Here is a 20,609-nt window from a genome sequence, read left to right on the forward strand (position 1 = left end):
GTATACTGATACTTCCCCGCCCCAAACAGGTCAAAAGGTGTAATCATAATTACATACAGCTGATTTAATTTTCTAAAATCAATTTCTCCCGGTTCCAGCAGTTTACTGTCAATCATTCCCTGATAATATCTGCTTCGCCTCGGCAGATTTCCGGTATTTTCCTTTTGGGCCTCTGTATTATATACGACCCCCTCCTCATCCTGGCTCCAGACATCCAGCTTTACAAACCGCTTCAGCGGAGTGGTTCGTATTTCCTTCTCAGACTGCGGGCAGTCCTTTAAATGAACATCTCTTCCAAGAATAATTTCCAGTAAAATCTGCAGATTTCCCGGGTTTTCCATGGCCTCTGCGAATAAAAAGCGATCAAACAGTGTCAATTGTCCCAATGGTTTACTTGGTTTCAAATAACTTCTCCTTTCATTATAAAGAGATTTCAAAAAACTGTAAAGAAAATCTCCTGTTTCTTTTTCATCTTTTATACTTTGATAGATTTTGAGGTGGTTACTTACGGATGTGTAGTAGAAAAAATAGAACTAAAATAAGAAATGTATAATTACTAATATCGTCTTTCATTATACACCATATCAAAAAAAATACAACAGCCCCCGAAACTTTCGTTCCGAGGGCTGCCCGCTATTTCAGATTATCTTGTTTTTCTGCGTCTTAACGCAATGGTAACTACTGCTGCTCCCAGAGCGATGACTGCCGCTGCTGTAAATCCTGCAGCATTTGCCTCATCACCTGTTTTCACAGTTGTTGTCTGTTCCGGTTCCTCCGGCTCTGCCGGTGTTTCCGGTTCTTCTGGTTCTACCGGTGTTTCCGGTTCCTCCGGCTGAGGAATCTTACTCTCATCCAGCTTGTTTGTAAGGTCATAACCATTCAAAATTGTTTCATAGTTTTCAACACTTACTTCTTCAATGGTATAAGTAAGAAGCTCACCGGTTTCCATATTATATTTTGGAAGATCTTTGAATTCATAAGTCCAGTTTCCATCCTGGTCTGCCGTTACTTCTGCAGTTGCTGCGATTTCTGTACCGCACAGCAGATTCACTGTAATAGATTCCGGACGCATACCATACTGATTATCATTATCAACCCAGGTCTTTGTACCGCTGATTGTTACAGCAGTTTTAGTCTCCTCTTTCAGTGAATTAATCAGATTATATCCGTCTAAAACGGCTTCATAATCTGTCTCTTCAATTGGAGTTTCTCCGATCAGAGTTTCTTTGATGGTATAGGTATACATTTTTCCTGATTCATCATACTTATCAAGTGTTCCAAAATCATATTTCCAGTCATTTTCAGCACTCAGTACTTTTGTATAGGCGTCGCCTTCCATCTTTACAGCATCGCTGCCGGGCAGACTTCTCCAAAGCTCAACGGTTACTGATTCCGGACGGTTTTCAGGTGAAATATTCTTCCACTCTTTTGTTCCGCTTACATCCGTTTTACCTTCCAGTGTGTTAGTGATAGTAAATCCGTCAATGGATTTTCTGTAGGAATCGCTTCCCTCTAAAGTTACATCTTTCTCATCCACTGTATACGTATAGATTTTACCATTTTCATCGGCAGCCGGCACATCAAATTTGGCCTGCCACAAGGATCCGGTGATTTCCTGTTCCTTATACACATTTCCATTCTGGAGCAGGGTAACCGTAATGCTTTCCGGTCTGAGTCCTTCTGCATCCTGGTTATCATTCCATGCTTTTTGAACAGTAATAGTTGTATTTCCGGGATCATATACGTTTGTCAGCACAAATCCTGTTTCCACAGATCCTTCTGTTGATTTCAAAGTGTAATTTTCAATCTTATCTTCTGTTACAGCATACTGATAGAGATTTCCTTCTTCATCATACATCGGATAGGTATCTGCAAAAGCTTTCATCCAGTCGTTGCTGTTTTCACCAGCAGTACTCTGTACATCCTCCTGGTCTTCTGCCTCCTGATCTTTTGCTGCATTATCCGCAGGTTTTTGAGCATCTGCTTTTGTAAGTGTCAGACCCTCTACAACTGTTCCATTCTGTGTAAGAGAAACTTTTAAGGTCTCCGGTCTTTGATTCTGACTGTTTTCATCATCCATCCAGTGCTTGGTAACCTTAATAGGATTTACATCCGGGTGATACTCGCCGGTTAATGTGTTAGTAATATTGTAACCGTTCTCAGAATAAGCTACTTTATAGGTATTTCCATTATAAGTAATCTGATTGGATGATTCACCCTTCTCTTTTACAGAATACTGGTATAAGTTACCGTCCTTATCATACTTACTCTGATCAGCAAAGGTAAAGGACCAGTCTGTAGACGTTCCTACTTTCTGCTTTGTTACATATTCACTTTCGCCTGCGGCTTCTCTATAAAGCTCTACTGTAATCTCATCCGGGCGTTCCTCATCTTTTGCAGCATCTTTCCAGATCTTTTCACCGCTGATATCTACAGTTCCGGTAAGTGTATTGGTAATTGCAAGGCCATTTTCTGATACTTTATAATCACCGGCTGTCTGTGTTGTTTGATCAACAGCTTTGCCGTCTACACTATTTTCCTGAACCGTATATACATGTTCTATGATACCTCCAGCTGTGTATTTCTCCAGATCCTTAAAGGTATAAGTCCATGTATTGCCTTTTACTTCCACACCTTCTGTATCGGCTGTCAGTTTCACAATCTTATCTGCCAGTGGTTTTCCATCCTGTACAAGCTGTACCTGAATTTCAGGAATATTGCTTCCGGCAACACCTTCCCATGTTTTTGTGATAGTTGCTGCAGTTGTCAATACTGCTGTATCATCAGTGAGTTTATTGGTAATCTCATTTCCTGCATCATTCACACTCACTTCATAGGAACCTGCTTTTCCGTTTTCCACGTTTACAGAAACACCATTCTGTGTAATTTTTGTTTCTTCTACACTGTAATGATATTTTGTTACGCCATCTTCCTGATATTCCGGCAGATCTTTAAATGTGTGAGACCAGTTATCCTGAATATCTTCTTTTGTAAAGGTATACTCTGCATATACAGCATTATCCTGCTTCAACTGCACTGTAATACTGTCCGGAAGATCTTCTGTCAGTTCACTGCCCTTAGCATCTGTCCACTTCTTAGTAACAGTAAAGGAAGTTGCCGCCTTCTCTGTATCAGATGCATAGCGGTTCTCAATCACTGTAGCATCTTTATCCTGCTGAGTATATGTGGTAAAGAAGTCTCCTGTTCTTCCACCTTCTACTTTTGCTGAACCGATTTTTGTTTCCTTAGCAGTATACGTATATGGTGTGATTCCATTGTCGGCATATTTACGTAAATTTTCATAAGTATATGCCCACTGGGTATCATTTACACCGTTATCTGCAGTGAGAACTACTTCACTTCCTGCATCTTTATTGTCCTGCATTAACTGTATTGTAATGCTTTCCGGTATATTCGCCAAAGTAACATCTGCCCAGTTTTTAGTTACAGGATAATTGATAAGTGCTTTATCATCCTCCTGCTTTAAGGTATTGGTGATGGTAAGGCCATCCAGTTTTACATTATAATCTCCAACAGTTCCCACAGAGCTGTCTGTATCAGAATATGCAGCATCTGCTGTTGTACTGCCGGCTGTCACACTCAGTTCTTTTACCGTATACTGATATTTGTCTACATCCGGAGAATAAACCGGCAGATCCTCAAAAGTATAAGTCCATACATTGGCATCGGCATCAGATGTATTCTCAGCCTTTGTGATGTCAACAGGATCTCCATATTCTATTCCATCTTGATATAACTGAACCTGAATGCTGTCCGGAAGATTGTTTACTTCCACGTCTTTCCAGGTCTTGGTGATGGTGATATCCTCAGCATTTTCAGTAAATTTGTTGGTAATTGTTCCACCAGAAACCGTTACAGCATAATCTCCTGCCTTGCCCTTTACAACATCTGCCGCGCCTACTTTTGTCTCTTCTACAGAATAAGTATATGGCGTAATTCCATCATCCTCATATTTGCGGAGATTTGTAAAGGTATGTTTCCAGTCCTGTATATCATCCGCTGTAAAAGTATACTCTGTTCCATATGCAGTATCGTTCTGATACAGCTGAACAGTGATGTCATCCGGAAGGGTTGTTCCGGCAGGTACATCCCAGATTTTTTCTACTGGAAACTCGGTTGTCTGATCTCTGTCACCTTCAGCCTTTAATGTATTTGTAATATCCATACCGGATAAAGCTACTGTATAATCTCCAACTGTACCGGTTACCGCATCCTGATAAACTACAGATGCTGTCTCCTGGCCTGAGGTAATACTTACTTCCTTTACAGTATATACATACTCATTTCCATCGGAATCATATTTAGGAAGTGTCACTCCGTCAAAATCAAAGCTCCATAAAGCAGCATCCGCCTGCTCTTCTTTGTTTACACTGATTTTTACTTCCTTTTGAGCCGTATCTTCTGCCGGTTCAAGAGTTCCTCCATTTACAGACCGGTAAAGAGCCACACTGATGCTGTCCGGAATGTTACTTTCTTCCACATCCGCCCAGGTCTTTGTTCCTGCAAGGTCTGCTCCATCTACCGTTCCTTCCAGCGTGTTTGTAATATGCAGTCCGGAATTATCATACGTTACCTTATAATCGGTATCAGCAACAGCATTCTGACCAATCTTTGTCTCAACTACATAGTACTCATACTTCTCATCATTCTGATCATAAATGGGAAGATCCTTGAATGTATAATTCCATATGCTGCCAGTCTTGTTCCATTCCAGTTCCAGATTCTGTCCATACAGATCGGTTGTTACAGTTTCGTCCTGATCACCGGCTTTTCTGTGAAGCTCAATGGTAATATCAGAGGGAATGTTGTTACCGGTTACCTTTTCCCAGGTTTTCGTTCCTGTCAGATCCTGAATTAAAGTTACATACGTATTGGTAGCTGTATAGGTGAATGTGCCTCCTGTTCCCTGATTATCACTGATCTCTGATACTATTTTGTAGGTTTCGGTTTCGGAAATCGGATCTTCTTTTACTGTATAGGTGATCACTTCTCCCTCTGCGTTATATTTGGGGAGAGCACCGCTTGTTACAGTAGATTCAGGAGCAGATGCCGGAATGATAAGATGATCAACTGCCGTTGACGGATTTTCTCCATACACATCGAAGTTTACATCCTCAATGGTATAGCTGTCCGGATTGTCCACCCAGTCTTTTGTAACGGAAACCGTGGTACTATCTGTTAATGTATTCGTAACGGTAAAGTCATTTCCTGCCCCGTCATCTGTTACCACAGACTGATACAATCCTGCTTTACCATCCGTTACCGGCTGATCACCAACCATTGTCTCTGTTACCGTATAATCTACCTTCATTCCATTCTGGTACTCCGGCAGATCATCCCAGGTATAAGTCCAAGTTCCGTCTGACAAGATCTGCTCTGCAGTAATGCCAAGGTCTGCTAAATCTACTTTAGCTCCATCCGTTGTAACTGCACTTAATTCAACAGTCACAGTATCAGGACGCTGATCTGCAAGAGCTGCATCTTTCCACACTTTTGTTACAGTCTTACTAATTTCTCCATCAGCAAGCGTATTCGTAAATGAGTACGCTATATTGCCAGCCGTATCTGTATCAGAATCTACCGTATAAGTATAGCCATCGGCCCATTCTACTGGATCATCACCAAGCTGACTAAATTCTTTTACGGAATAATTAATTTTCTGTCCCTGACCATTATATTTTGGAAGATCCGTCCAGTTTCCTGATAAGACATCATCAGTAAATGTAAGGGGACTCTTTGCCGCAGGCGACTGCTGTCCGCCATCTGCCTGACTGTACAATACCATATACAGGTTATCCGGTCTCTTCTGAGCAGCATCATTATCATCTACCCATGTCTTATCTACAGACACATCCACTGTAGTATCTGTACTCAGCTGATTGGTGACAATAAAGTTCTTATCATCATCCGGATCAGCCTGAACCGTTGTTTTGTAAGAATCACCTGGAAGTGTTCCCATGGTCTCTTCTACAGTATAAGCTATCTTTTCACCTGTATCAGGATTATAAACCGGAAGATTCTCCCAGAGTGCCTGAGTTGTTCCATTCCAGATCTCCGGAGTGCCATCCGGGGTGATTACTCTTTCTCCTCCGGATACCGCTGTGCCGTCCGCTTGCAGTGTAAATGTAATCTGATCCGGCCTGGTTGTGTAAGCATTATTGTTATCAATCCAAACTTTTTCGGCCGTTCTTTCAGTCACGCCCAAATCATTGGTAATTGTAAACTGATAATCTGCTGTACTTTCAGTTGACACTTTATACACTTCTGTATCCGATACCTGAATCAGTCCAGTATCCTCATCAACCGGATATTCTTTATATCCGCCTGAAGCAGATGCATCCGGAACAAGCAGCGTTTCTTTTACTGTATATACAATTGGTTCATAGTTACCGGTATCAGGATCTTGTGTAAGCAGCGGAAGATGCCATTCATCATTCTCCCATGTGTAACTCCAGGGCTCGGTCTCTGTGCCGTCTAAAATAACACTGGCTTCTTTCTCTGAAAGATACTTCATGGTAAATGTAACGGTTTTACTGTCGTCTGTTTCTGTACGCTCTGCTTTTGCTGCAGGCAGTATATGTTCCTCAAACTGACCGCTTCCATCCGCTTTTGCTATAGAATATACAGTTTTTGCATCCGAAATACCAAGCTTGCCGCCATAGGTATCTGACACGGTAATCCGCACTTCTACTTTGTCAGCATAACTGCCGCTGCCCGGCGTACCAACAGAACCATAGGTAAATGTGTATTCCTTTGACTTAGAACCTGCAAAGTCTGTAAGGGGGACATCCTGTGTACCCAGATCGTTTCCGCCATATTGTACCTGCAGTACTGCATCTGAACTTTCATCAGCCTGTGTCAACGTGGCAACAACCTGATTCTGCGCATCTACCTGAGCGGAATCTTTCACCACCTGTCCATTGGCCAGAAGCTCTACCTTTAACTTATAGTCTTCGGGAGCATCTGCCGGCTCTCCGTCTTTTGTCCATTCTTTTGTTACACTTGGAGAAAATGTTGCATTTGGAACATTTGTTAATGCAAACGTTACAACTGTATCTGTTTCGGTTCTTTCTACAGTGCCATCTAAAACCCAGCCGCTGGTACCGCTGATTTCTTTTACCGTATAATTTACTTCTACCGGAACAGGATTATTCAGTTCTGTGTAATCCAAGACAATATTTCCGCCGGAGTCTGTCAGATATCTTGGCAGAGATGTTTCACCCCAGGTATGAGAAAAGAGATTTCCCTGATTTAACTCAACGGTTGTAAACGCTCCGCTGCCCTCCTGGGAAGTAATGGTATCTCCATTCTGGTCTACATAAGAATAAGTCTGATAAAGCCCCACTTCGATCTTGGCACTGGAAAGTCCGGCATTATCGTTTGGAATCACATTTCCATTTCCATCCAGCCAGGTCTTATTCACAGTAATGGATTTTCCATATGTATTATCTGCAATCTGAACGGCTACCCGGCCATTGTTGCCAAGATATGCGTCTAATGCCCCAGCTGTTAGTTCTGATGTAAAATATCCCGAATCTGTATGAGTCTTATTGTTTTCATTCTTGGTATCATCTGGGTTATCTATCACAATTGTATAGGAAACATCATACCAGTAAGATCCGTCCTCCTTGACTTCCGGAGTAGTAGATAAATGCATATCTACAGATTTCTGATTCTGACCTGCCGCTTCCCAGTAACTGCTTTCAAGCACCCCATATTTGATTCCGGAATCCGTTCTCTGTGTTTCCACAATAAATTCGAAGTTAACTTCTATACCTTCTTCAGCTTCATTGGTTATTCCGTCAACCAGCACTTTAAAGGTTCCTTCTGCAGGCCGGTTTGCTTCCCCGCTTTCTGTTACAGTTCCCCAGGTACTTCCATCAGAAAACAAAATACCAGTGGCCGAATGTTCAGCTCCGTCTGCAGAATGATACACAAAATAATCTTTGAAGTTAGCTTCTGTAAGCTCATTCTCATTCTCAGGCTGGACAACCTCAAAAGATCCCACATAGGATTTTGTCATCGTCCCTTTATCTAGTTCTTTCTCCTGATACTGCTGGGTCCCTTCTGTATACTTGTAATATACATTGCTGTAATATGTGTTCTTTCCCACTACAATCTCATACGTTCCGTCACTCTGAGCCTCAACATTGATTCTCTTTCCATTGAGATCTTCCACATAAAGCTGACCATCATCATCTGTCTTTAATTCCATATAAACAGAGATAATTTCCTGACCTGTATTTTCTACGGTCTGTTTCGTGGTAATTGGAACATTATTAGCTGTAGCTGTAGTATTGCTCAGGCTAGCAGTCTTACCATTTACAGTTACAGAATCAATTTCATAAGAATAGCTTCCACTTCCCCAGTTTCTATGGCGGGACACATCAAATGATATTACAGCATTTGCTATCATTTCACTTCCGTTATCTGCTTTTCCTGTAACCAGAATAGTTGTACTGCCTTGATAACTACCAGAACTACCGGTTAAATCTGCAGAATATGTCCTTCCATCGTATGAAAAACTTACTCTGCTATTATTTGCTGACAGATTTGTCAGGGTAACATCCGCCGTACCATTTACAGTCACCGTCTGCGTTTTGCTGGCTTCCATATCTACTTTCAGATATTTTGCACTTCCTTCAATCACCTCTGAGGTATACCCGGTTTTATAGTAATAGGGGTTTTCCAAAGAAGGATTAAATTCAACGGTTGTCTTTGCCTGCTTATTCTTAAAATCATAAAGATTGGTGTAGAATGCATAATCATGAAACTCAGCTGCATCTTTATCCAACAGATTTCCAGCCTCATCAATCTTTAATCCGTCAGAGGAAAGATCCGCAGTTTCCTCAAGCCCCACTTCATAGAGCATACGAATAGGCTCAAGATTAGAATCATTATAATCATTGGCACGGCTGTACATCGGAAGCAGCGCACTTGGGAAGCTCCAGGTCACCTTCCAGTAACCTTTCTGGCCGTTTACCGTCAGATCACTATCAAATTCTGCCTGAAAATCCACATCATACAAGTCATAGCTTTTACCATCTTCTGTAACAACAGGACCTGTAACGCTGTCTCCGTCCTGATTTGTTCCATTAAATCTGTATGAGCCGTCCGTCTGTTTTTCGAAAACATAGTTCACACCCCTATAGCGGAGATACTGCTTTTCACCTTTTAATTCCATCTTGTATCCAAGATAATCTGAAAAAGTGATCTTGCTTCCTGCTGCCGCACCGCCGCCGGATTCACTCACCGGGTTATTGACACTGGTTGTTACCTGTGGCTCCACTTCCATGTCTGCAAGAATATCCGCAAAAATCTGTTTTAACTGCTCTTCTGTAATAGAACCGCCAAAATACTTATCTGCGTAATTATAATTACTGCCATATGTGGAATCCCGTGCCAGAATCTGTTTTATACTCGTTACAGTACTATCCCTATCTGCATCCGTTGTGGAGGGCTCCAGGGTAAAATGAGTCCATTCACTGTTCGTTATGCCAAGACCAATGGTATAAAACTTAGATATAGCTGTCTCATCTGTATAATCGGAAAAGATCTCACTGTATCTGTCCCCATAAATCTCTTTATATTCTTGATTGAGCTTGTCCTTGGCATAATTGGCAGTCAGCATTGTGTAAGCACCTACTTCTGCATCCTTGGCAGGTCTGCCATTACCTGCTGTACCAGTATAACTGCTGCCATTCAAATTCTGATATCCATCATAAGCATATCCTGCAGCTCCATCCGTCAATAATACTAGAATGGGGATTCTTGCAACATCTTCGGATTTAGAAGCTTTATCCAGCATATCCATTCCTTTATAGATACCTGCCTGGGTAGGTGTCCCGCCGGTTACGCTTTTACTGCTGGTTACATTGTTTCCCTGGCTGTTTTGGACATAATAACCACTATTATTACTACGTCTTGCAGACCGGATAGAGCTGCTGCTGTACTGCAGATACTCTCCGTCAGACGATGTTGTATAATGGTCAAGACTGAACAGTTCTGTCGCATTGCTGGTCGAACCGCTGCTGCCACTGTAAGCTACAATTCCGATCCGGTTATTCTCATTTTCCATCAACGTTGTAATGGCCGGATTTACGGCATCTACCATTGCCTGAGCCTTGCTGTTGCTGCCCCATGAAGAAGAGATTCCGTCTGTCATACTTCCGGAAAAGTCCAGCACAAATACAACGTCATAAGCTACAAGCTCTTCTGTGGCTTCCATACTGGTAGTTACCGTACTGTAAGTCTGTCCCATAGCTGACAGGGCTATATTAAAATTATCCTCCCCGGCAGCTGCTCCATAAATGGTCCCTGTTGTAACCGATTTATCTGTCCAGATCTTACCATCCTCTGAGGGGCTTCCATTAAAAATGGTTTCACTCTGAGATGTATCAGGGTCTGCTATCAGAGTTGCTGAGAATCCTTCCATATTTGAATTCTTATCCTCTGATGCATACACTGTTTTTTGTGGCACCAGTGAAATACCCATCGCTACCGCCAGAATCAGAGCCACTATAGCTGTCAGAATCCTGACCCTTCTTTTTCTTATCATAACCTTTTTCCTTTCTACCTCCTCTGGTGCGAGCTATGTCATCTTCGATAGCGTATTTCAATGATTGTTCCACTTTTTCACCCCTTATTTTTCTAAATTTCCTTCAAAAAAGGATAAAATACCACTATCTTCGTAAAGTATATAAAAGCCACTGTGACCAATCCGTTACTTAAAAAAGAATGTACAAAGCACATTCTTTGCCTGCGGCGGGTGGCTTTTGCGACATGATTCCACTCCGCCGCAGTGCGATCATCAGCGGAGCGTTTTTTGCTCTATAGGAATCGGTACTTTTCAGCTTTATCACAACACGGTATTTCCTATAGAGTAAAAGGCCTCCGGACATTGTCATATAAAAGACATTGTCCAAAGGCCCGTATTTTATAAATCAAATTTTTTTCAGAATTTTATCGCTTTTCTGCCAAATCCATGGTGCTGTTCTAACACCGCCGCCGTCTCCTCCGCCCAGGAATATTCCGACAAATAAGAACCCATCAGCAAAAGCTCCGTATTCTGACTGTCAGTACCATCCATATACTGAAAATAGTCGCACTCTACAGCTTCATAATCAATGCTGCAGGCTCCCCGGGTACTGACAAACACATCACCCAGAGAATTTTCTTTAAAAACATTTCGGATCACCATCACTGCTTTCCGGTACAGGTTCTTTACCTTTTCATCATATACCCGCTCTCCCCAGAGTTTGTCTATCGCCTCCTCCATAGTTACAGTACCGCCCCTGTGGTCCACACAGAGGGCCAGCAGCTCTTTTGCCTTTACATTGGGTATATACACAACCTTTCCGTCAATAAACAAATCAAACCTGCCAAAAGTCCGGATGCGGACTCTCTTTTTCATTGCTTTTGCCAAAAGCTTCGCACGTTTTAAAACATATACAATCTCCTCATAATTGTAGGGCTTTAACAGGTAATAATCTGCTTTTATTTTAAAGGCATCCATGGCGTACTGCTCATATCCGGTAATAATAATAAATACAATATCCGGATACAGTTCTCTGACCCGTTTCCCAAAAATAATCCCGTTCATTCCGGGCATTTCTATGTCTGATAATACCACTTCTACAGGATGATCTTTCAAATAATCCAAAGCCTGCAAAGGATTTGTAAACACCGCCTCCAATTGAAAGCCCGGAATTCCCCGGCTTTCAATTTCAAATTGTTTCAACGCAAGCTTTTCATCATCAACTATTATTGCCTTCACACAAACCCCTCTCTTCCATCTTTGGTAACTCAATAACTGCCTTTGTACCTCTGCCGCATTCGCTGCCGATTGTTAACTGTCCATGAAAAAGTTCTTTTAGTCGAAATGAAATATTCTGTATTCCGGCAGACACCTGACTTTTATCATCCCCTCCAATTATCTGGGATCTGTCAAACCCGATACCATTATCTTCCACTTCAATTACATAACACTTATCTGTTTCATAGCTTCTAATCCAGACACAGCCGCCAGCCTCTTTTTTGCAGATGCCATGCTTAATAGCATTTTCCACTAATGCCTGAACACACAGAGGCGGCACATAAAAAGCCTCCGCACAAATATCAAACTGGACTGACAATCGCTGCTCAAACCGGACTTTTTCTATATTAATATAGGCTTTGATATGTTTTAGTTCTTCCGAAAACAAAATTTTTGTTCTGTTTCCAATGGAATCAATATTGGCTCTCAAATAAGTTGAAAAATCATAAACCATCCGATAAGCATCATCAGGGGATGTTTTAATTAGTACCCGGATAGTGCCAAGAGTATTATAGATAAAGTGAGGTTTAATCTGACTCATCATCAATGCGATTTTACTGTCATGAAGCTGAACGTTCAGCCTTTTGTTTTCCATTAATTTTAAATAGACTTTTCGTATACTAGAAACCAGCAGACTGACAGCATAAATCAACAACGACAGCCGCACATACATACCTATATTCTGATAGTTATTCTGATAAAACCGTATTATCTCTATTACAACCGCTCCGCAGATCAGCAAAAGACAGTAAAACTCTCCCCGGCTGCACTTTGGTCCTTTTTTTAAAATCTGCTTTCCATACATACAGACACCATAAAGCAGGGCGGCCCCCAGCACCAAATGCATCAAACCAATCTGCTGAATCAGACTTAAGATTCCAAATACCTGTAATATGACATACATCAAATGCAGGCACACTGTAAAACACAAAAACCAAAATGCCAGCGTTTCTGCCCGTCCTTTGATTTTTTCTCTAATATAAGCCAGAAAAAAAACCGGGCACAAAGAAAGAGACAACAGCGTCAGAAAATATTGAGCCTGAGAACTAACAAGCATCAACGGCATTTTAGACTCTCCGCACATCCACACAGATACAAATGCCAAAAGACAGCCCAGAATCAGTTCACTTTCATAAATTTTATATTTATGAAAAATAACTGACAAAAAAATCATAATGATTCCGATCATTCCAACAGCCAGGCTTATACCATAGGAAACAATATGGCTTCCCCGGACAAAATCTATCAGCGCATTATAATTACCATAATAAATTTTACTGACTCTCCCGGAAAAATGATCATATGGAGAACTGAGGTATATCTGAATGGTCTTTCCCCCGCTGTCCTGGGGCAGCTTAATAAAATTCCAGGTACTTGGCAAAATCCCCTGAAAATACTCCTGTCCCGGATATTGATATATCTGACGTCCGTCCACAAAGACCTTTACTTCCTGCTGCTGACTGCGAAACACAATGGCGCTGCCATCTGCTGCCTCCTTTGGCAGTACATGTTCTATGATAAGCTCTTTCCCGGTCTGTGTATCTAGTACCCCCGGCAGACGAACCGGCAGACGCTGTCCGTCTTTTAGCATATACCAGCCGTCATTATAGGTAAGAATCCGGTCATATTTTACAGAACTTCCGGGATCCGCAGTTTTAACTATAATAAGAAGAAACAAAATGAGGATTATAATCCCCATAATTCCTGTCCCTTTGTTTTTTCGTATTGTTTTCATTGGCTGCTTCATGATTTATCACCAAAATTATGCTGCCATTTTCTAACTGCTTTTGGCACATAATAATAGTTATGTTGTATTTGGCTAAAAATATAGAAAAAAATGCCCAGAAACAGGCTGATAGAACAAAAATTTTGAAACTTAGATAAGCTCTTCCAGCCGAAAAGAATTCTAACTTTTCCACCGGAGAATTTATACACCTAAAGAAGCCATAAACAAACATTAAAATTGTTAATTTACAGCTTAAATTATGTGATTTATTGACTTCTTAAAATATGTATAATAAAATAAACAAAAAAATAAGTAACTTTTATTAATTTATAAATACAACATAACTATTATTATGTCGTCATTCTTCGATAATTCCAATGGTCTCCAGATTTCTCTTCCATTCCCAAATCCCTTCCGATGCATAGAGCCTTGTCACATCCAGATTGCTGTGTCCTAGTATATCTGCCAGATTGATCAGATTTTTTGTAGCTTTGTAAAATGTCCTGGCAAACAGATGTCTTAAATTATGTGGAAATATTTTGTCCGGATGAATCCCGGAAGCTGCAGCCAGCTGTTTCATCTCTCTCCATATATTAGATCTGTTTTTTGCCCTTCCTGATCTGGTAACAAAAACAGGACCTTTGGTGATTCCGTTTTTCCCAATATAAATCAGCAGTTTCTTTCTCAAGGCCTCAGGAATAATAACATGACGATACTTTCCTTTATTCCATACTTTTACCATTCCGCTCCTTATGGTTTCTACTCTGAAAAATTTCAATTCACTGACTCTGATACCTGTGGCACACATAGTCTCCATCATCATGGCAAGCTGTTCCCTCCCCTGCTTCCTGGCAACCCTTACAAGATGCCGAAATTCTTTCAAGGCAAGTTCTCTGCCCATGGACTCAAAATTCTGTTTCTGTACCCGGACTCTTTTTAATCGAAGACGCCCCTGTTCCATAAATATTAAAAACTGATTCAGTGCTACAATCATAGAATTTGCACTGCTGACCGAATAGTGCTCCAGCAGCCATTGTTTATACCTCAGCAAATGTTCTTTTGTGATGCCCTGGCTGACACCTGAGAATTTAATAAAGGCTTTTACATCCCTAACATATTTCTCTATGGTGGCAGATGCGTTTTCCCGTTCTGTCAGATAAGCTTTAAATTCCTCAACCATACCATAGGTTATTAAAATTGTCTCTCTTTGCATTATTTTTCCTCTCAATTTGAATTTAATTTCTATTATAATTTTATATTTCACATTTTTCATGCAAACATACTTGAATTTACTGAAAAATACGCAAAAAAAATTTCCGGATGACAAAAATATACAACAAAATCTCTGTCTACCGGAAATTATGAAACATTCCTCTAAACTTTATTTTATACTTTTACGCTTCCTTCCACCCGCAGACAGCCTCGATAATCCCGCTTGCCACCGCGGCTGCCGGCCAAATGACCCAGCTGATCCACCATTCACCGGATATAAAACTGTAAAGCAGATAAATAACGGTAATCACAGGCCAGTAAATTCCCATAATCTTTTCGGCTCTCTTTTTTCCTCTTTTCTTTTTTCTGGAAAAGTCCCCTTCCTGCAGCAGCCTGTCAAAGGAAGAATTTATCATGCCTGCAGTAATAAACAAAAAAACAGCGGCTGAAACAATTACCAGCAAAAGCACAGTAAACACACTTTCTGTCATCAGAGAAACTCCCAGACTATCTCCCATAATTAATGGAAGAGGACTTAAAATACAAAGTGTCACTCCCAGCACAATATAAATCCGGTTTGCTGCTTCCCTGCGCCTTTTCTCTTCCTTTACAATACCCGAAACCCCATATTCCAGCTCTATCTGATTTTCTTCCAGATAATCATAGGGTTTCATTTTAAGACCTCCGGTTACAAACAGCGCTGTGGCGCAGGCCACCATGGGCAGCAGCACGCAGATTCCAATACTTCCGGCAAAATCCTCTGACATTCTGATAACTCCAAACTCACTCATATCGCCTAACAGAATCAGTAAAAATGGCGATAAGATACAGAGCACCACCCCCAGCCGGACCTGTTTCATAAAATGCGTTGACGCCTTAAGATAATCTTTTGCTTCCTGTATAGACACCCGGTACACCTGAGATTCCTCCTGGGAAATATCCTCATCCCAAGTTTCCCCCTCTTCTATTTCATCCTTTAACAGAAAATCTGTACTTACAGAAAATATCCGGCTCAGCATTAAGATCTTATTTAAGTCTGGAATAGAATTACCGCTTTCCCACTTTGAAACAGACTGTCTGGAAACGTTCATTTTTTCTGCCAGTTCTTCCTGTGACCATCCTTTTTTCTTGCGCAGCATCATAATTTTGTCTGCCAGTATCATAATAATATCCTCCTAACCTTGCAGCAGAATCTTTCAACTGCATTTTTGCTTTCTTTGTGTACACATTGTAACAATAACTGGCGTTGCACACTATATAAAAGCCTTGGAAATTGCGCAACTGACAGTTGCATCCGGCCGTTTAGTGCAGAATTTTCCCTGTTTTTTTCAGACCATCCATCAGCTCATCCTCTTTCATGCCTCCAAAACCAAAAATCAGCACAGGCTTTTGGGTGAGACATTTTCCCCCGATATTATACTCTGATAATCCATACACTCTGATTCCCTCTCTGGCAAGCTTTGCAATTACTTCCTGTTCTGTACAGTTTAAATTTGTCTGCACCAGCAGATGAAGTCCTGAATGCTCCCCTCTGATTTTATCACACCAGCCGCAGCCCTTCAGATAATCAATCAGAAGCTCATGACGCTTTTTATAAATCACCCGCATTTTATTCAAATTCCGCTCAAAATACCCCTCCTGAATAAAGTGGAATATGGTACTCTGCATCAATCTTGGCACGGTAGAAGCATAAAATCCACATGCTTTTTTGTACTGCTCCAACAGCGGCAGAGGCAGAACCATATAGCTGACTCTGGTGGCAGGAGCAATACTTCTAGAAAACGTGCCAAGATAAATCACTCTCCCAAATCTGTCGCTGCCCTGGAGAGAGGGAATCGGTTTCCCCCTGTAGCGGAATTCACTGTCATAGTCGTCTTCTATAATATAACGGTCCGGCTCCCCTGCTGCCCAGGCCAGAAGCTCAAGTCTCCGCTTCATGGGCATAACTGTCCCTGTGGGAAACTGATGGGATGGCATTACATATGCGATGTCAGCCCCGGAGTTCTCTAGCTGATCCACTCTCATTCCTTCCCGGTCAAGCTCCACAGGAGATACGAAAAAACCCAGATTGCGGAATGTATAATATGCCGGCAGATAGGCAGGACTTTCCATGGCAATCCGAAACTTCCCTTCAAGAATCTGTGCCAGCAGCATCTGCAGGTATTCGTTTCCGGCTCCTACAATAATCTGCTCCGGGCTGCAGTTTACCCCTCTGGCCTGATGCAGATAATTTGCAATGGCACATCTAAAAGACAGATCTCCCCTGGCCTCTCCACTGACAAACAGTTCCTCTCCCTGATCCAAAAGCAGGGTTCTTGTAATATTACTCCAGGTCTTAAAGGGAAAAACAGAAAGGTCCACGCCGTTGGGAGAAAAATCATACAAGTATTTTTTTGTATGTTTCTCCCAGTGATTCTCATTTGTTTTCATGGACATCTGCAGCTGTCCTTCAGACATGCGCTCAGCCCTTAAATCATAGACTTCCGTTACATCACAGACAAAAAATCCCCGGTACGGTTCTGCCTCAATATACCCCTCCGACGTCAGCTGATCGTACGCAAGCTCCACTGTACTCCTGCTGACTTCTAAATATTCTGACAGAAAACGGGTGGAAGGCAGTTTTTCCCCCTGCTTTATATTCTGCTTTATAATCTCTGCCCTGATGTATTCATAGATCTGCTGATACAACGGCTTTGCGCCATCGGCCTTCAATTCCATAGATAACTCTTTCATATGTTCCTGGGTCTCCCTTGTAAAAAGAATCCTGCCACAGCGGGCATAAAAACAGGCCACGACACCCGGTCATGACCTGAAATATGCTATGCCTGTGAGGGCAGTTTATAAGAACTCTTTAAAGATACAATACGATTAAATACCAGCGCATCCCCGGAAGAATCTTTCGCATCCACACAGAAAAATCCCTGGCGTACAAACTGAAAGCTGTCATATTTTTCTGCCTGTCCCAAAGAAGGTTCTACATAACACTCCGTCTTTACAATCAGTGAATTTGGATTTAAGTTCAGACTTCCGTCTTCATTATATACGCCTTTTTCTTCATCTATAATATTTTCATAGAGACGTATCTCTGCTTTTTTCGCATGTTCTGCGGAAACCCAGTGAATGGTTCCCCGCACTTTTCTGCCGTCGGGACTGTTTCCGCCGCGGCTTTCCGGATCATAGGTACAGTGAATCTTTATAATATTTCCCTGTTCATCCTTTTCAAATCCCGTACAGATCACGAAATAAGCGTTCATAAGACGTACTTCATTTCCCGGATAAAGACGGCGGTATTTCTTAGGCGGCTCCTCCATAAAATCTTCCCGCTCAATATAAAGTTCCCGGGAGAACGGTACTGTACGCTGGCCCAGAGCCGGATTTTCAAGGTTATTATCCACAAGAAGCTCCTCTGTCTGACCTTCCGGATAATTGTCAATCACCAGTTTTACCGGGTCCAAAACAGCCATAACTCTTGGACGCTTCAGCTTCAGATCCTCACGGATGCAATACTCCAGCATCGCGTAATCTACAGAGCTGTTGCTTTTTGACACACCGCAGAGCTCTACGAACCTTTTGATAGACTCCGGCGTAAATCCCCGGCGTCTTAAGGCGGCAATGGAAACCAGACGGGGATCATCCCAGCCGTCTACAATACCGTCTTCCACCAGCTTTTTAATATAACGCTTCCCGGTAACTACATTGGTCAGATACAGCTTTGCAAATTCAATCTGTTTTGGAGGATGCTCATAACCAAGCTCTCTTACCACCCAGTCATACAGCGGCCGGTGATCCTCAAACTCCAGTGTACAGATAGAATGTGTCACACCTTCAATGGCGTCCTCAATGGGATGCGCAAAATCATACATGGGATAAATGCACCATGCATCCCCGGTATTGTGATGGGTCATATGAGCCACACGATAAATAATGGGATCTCTCATATTGATATTGGGAGATGCCATATCTATTTTTGCACGGAGCACCTTTTCACCATCTTTATATATTCCGGCCCTCATTTCTTCAAACAGCTTCAGGTTTTCCTCTATGCTTCTGTTTCTGCAGGGACTCTCCTTACCGGCTTCGGTCAGTGTTCCTCTGTATTCCCGGATTTCCTCCGGCGTCAGATCGCAGACATAAGCCTTGCCCTTTTGTATCAGTTTCACTGCGGCCTCGTACATCTGCTGGAAATAACCGGACGCAAAAAACAGACGGTCTTCCCAGTCCGCTCCCAGCCATTCCACATCTGCTTTAATAGACTCCACAAACTCAAACTTTTCTTTGGTGGGATTTGTGTCATCGAAACGCAGATTAAATTTCCCGTTATATTTCTGAGCCAGTCCATAATTTAAAAGGATAGACTTTGCATGTCCGATATGCAGATATCCGTTTGGCTCAGGAGGAAAACGTGTGCAGATGGCCTCACAGTTTCCCTCCTCTATATCTTTTTCAATGATCTGTTCTATAAAATTTCTGGAAACAGTTTCGTTATCCACTCTCTCAAACCTCCCGCGTTTTTTTCCATACATAAAAATGTAACACAGCAGCCTGACAACGTCAATCTTTTCCAGTCTATTTATGCTTTACATGCTCATGTGTAAAGAGATGGTCCTGACAGTATTCATAATTTCCGTCACACTTGGAACAAAAACGGAACTCCAGATCCGGATGGTCGATCTCCGTGCGTCCGCATACCGCACATTTATGCTTGCTTACTCCGCCGGTTCTAGGATTGGTCTTTGCCTGATGCACCTGCCTTTTAAAATCCCGCTTTCTTTTATATTCATGAGGTGAATATGCTTTATAATTCCTGGTGGATAAAAAGAAAATCAGAAAATTCAGCAGGGATGCAATAATCGCCACTCGTCCCGCCCAGCCGCTGTTGACTGCACTGTAAGCCGCAAGTGCCGCATATACAAGAGCCAGCCATTTCATCTTAATTGGAATCACAAAATACAGCATAACCTGCATATTCGGATAACATACTGCAAATGCCAGGAAAATTGACAGGTTAATATAGTATGTGCTGAACAATCCGCCCATGAGCACATTCTGTCCCATGACAAAATACAAAATCAAAGCCCCGATCACAGTAAAAATCATGCCGCCGAAAATATAAACATTAAAGCGGAAGGCTCCCCAGGTCCGCTCCAGATTCATTCCAAGCTGATAGTAAAAGAACATCATAATAATCGCAAAGATAATCCCGGTCTGAGGGGGTATCAAAACCCAGCTTACTAGACGCCAAACCTGGCTATAATGAAAAATCATATATGGCTCCAGTGTCAAAAACCCCAGAATCTGCGGGTTTATAAACTGAAAAATATATCCCGCCACATAACATAATATAACGTACTTCATTAAGCCGGGAATCGCAAAACGTCCCACTTTTCTTTCCAGTTTATTTAAAAAATTCATCTCAGATTTCCCTCATTTCCAGACACAGCCTGTAAAATCTGTTTTTCAGGCCGTATCTATGCATTTTCATTATAATTACAGCTATTGCCATTATAAATTTTAGGGTTCTGTTTGTCAACGAAGGGCTCTATTGTTCACAAAGTGTTTAGAATTACAGATTCTGCGGATTAGATACCGGAACGCAGATCTCATCTCCCGGCTGCAGCTGGTAGACATTTACATATGGATTGACATACATCAGCTCGGATACCGAAACATGATGCATCCGGGCTATTTTATATAAGGTATCCCCCTTCTTTACTACATGAATCATTCCGTGACACTGATCACTTCCCCTGTTTTCTTCCACGGGCATAACTTCCCTTTGCTGATTTTCCTGGCTCTGATAAAATTCCATCTCTTTCCTCCGCCTGTTTTTATATT

10 protein-coding genes are annotated in these 20,609 nt (G+C 41.8%); all 10 read right to left on the minus strand.

The window, feature by feature from the left end; translation table 11 throughout:
• Window positions 1-404 (minus strand): PD-(D/E)XK nuclease family transposase (locus OCV88_RS15070; protein ID WP_262591454.1); only part of this gene is annotated, 404 nt, incomplete at its 3' end.
• Window positions 405-643: 239 nt separating this feature from the next.
• Entirely contained in the window at window positions 644-10,579 is a 9,936-nt protein-coding gene (locus OCV88_RS15075) for a Cna B-type domain-containing protein (RefSeq protein WP_158426271.1), read from the minus strand.
• Between the two features lie 396 nt (window positions 10,580-10,975).
• Window positions 10,976-11,797 carry a response regulator gene (locus tag OCV88_RS15080; RefSeq protein ID WP_158426272.1) on the minus strand — a complete coding sequence of 274 codons (822 nt, stop codon included), beginning with the start codon at window positions 11,795-11,797 and terminating at the stop codon, window positions 10,976-10,978.
• The gene (locus tag OCV88_RS15085) at window positions 11,778-13,571 is read right to left on the minus strand and encodes a sensor histidine kinase (RefSeq protein ID WP_262591456.1); all 1,794 of its coding nucleotides are present in this window, start codon (window positions 13,569-13,571) and stop codon (window positions 11,778-11,780) included. The genes OCV88_RS15080 and OCV88_RS15085 overlap by 20 nt, the downstream gene beginning before the upstream one ends.
• 349 nt (window positions 13,572-13,920) lie before the next feature.
• Window positions 13,921-14,775 carry a tyrosine-type recombinase/integrase gene (locus OCV88_RS15090; RefSeq protein ID WP_262591458.1) on the minus strand — a complete coding sequence of 285 codons (855 nt, stop codon included), beginning with the start codon at window positions 14,773-14,775 and terminating at the stop codon, window positions 13,921-13,923.
• Window positions 14,776-14,956: 181 nt separating this feature from the next.
• The gene (locus OCV88_RS15095) at window positions 14,957-15,937 is read right to left on the minus strand and encodes a helix-turn-helix domain-containing protein (RefSeq protein ID WP_158426274.1); all 981 of its coding nucleotides are present in this window, start codon (window positions 15,935-15,937) and stop codon (window positions 14,957-14,959) included.
• A gap of 139 nt (window positions 15,938-16,076) precedes the next feature.
• A complete protein-coding gene (gene pdxR / locus OCV88_RS15100; protein WP_158426275.1) occupies window positions 16,077-17,507 on the minus strand; it encodes a MocR-like pyridoxine biosynthesis transcription factor PdxR in 1,431 nt (476 codons plus the stop codon).
• 86 nt (window positions 17,508-17,593) lie between these two features.
• Window positions 17,594-19,264: a glutamine--tRNA ligase/YqeY domain fusion protein gene (locus tag OCV88_RS15105; protein ID WP_262591460.1), complete on the minus strand. Its 1,671-nt coding sequence runs from the start codon at window positions 19,262-19,264 to the stop codon at window positions 17,594-17,596.
• A 76-nt stretch (window positions 19,265-19,340) separates the two neighbouring features.
• Window positions 19,341-20,186 carry a rhomboid family protein gene (locus OCV88_RS15110; RefSeq protein WP_158426277.1) on the minus strand — a complete coding sequence of 282 codons (846 nt, stop codon included), beginning with the start codon at window positions 20,184-20,186 and terminating at the stop codon, window positions 19,341-19,343.
• A gap of 151 nt (window positions 20,187-20,337) precedes the next feature.
• Window positions 20,338-20,583, minus strand: coding sequence for a LysM peptidoglycan-binding domain-containing protein (locus OCV88_RS15115; protein WP_262591461.1), 246 nt, complete (start codon window positions 20,581-20,583; stop codon window positions 20,338-20,340).
• Window positions 20,584-20,609 lie beyond the last annotated feature (26 nt).

The organism is Brotonthovivens ammoniilytica (assembly GCF_025566885.1).
Classification (GTDB): Bacteria; Bacillota; Clostridia; order Lachnospirales; family Lachnospiraceae; genus Brotonthovivens; species Brotonthovivens ammoniilytica.

Coding starts and splice junctions, on each gene's coding strand:
- OCV88_RS15085 (WP_262591456.1), bottom strand. CDS start 13,571: ATGAAAACAATACGAAAAAACAAAGGGACAGGAATTATGGGGATTATA.
- OCV88_RS15110 (WP_158426277.1), bottom strand. CDS start 20,186: ATGAATTTTTTAAATAAACTGGAAAGAAAAGTGGGACGTTTTGCGATT.
- OCV88_RS15075 (WP_158426271.1), bottom strand. CDS start 10,579: ATGATAAGAAAAAGAAGGGTCAGGATTCTGACAGCTATAGTGGCTCTG.
- pdxR (WP_158426275.1), bottom strand. CDS start 17,507: ATGAAAGAGTTATCTATGGAATTGAAGGCCGATGGCGCAAAGCCGTTG.
- OCV88_RS15115 (WP_262591461.1), bottom strand. CDS start 20,583: ATGGAATTTTATCAGAGCCAGGAAAATCAGCAAAGGGAAGTTATGCCC.
- OCV88_RS15090 (WP_262591458.1), bottom strand. CDS start 14,775: ATGCAAAGAGAGACAATTTTAATAACCTATGGTATGGTTGAGGAATTT.
- OCV88_RS15095 (WP_158426274.1), bottom strand. CDS start 15,937: ATGATACTGGCAGACAAAATTATGATGCTGCGCAAGAAAAAAGGATGG.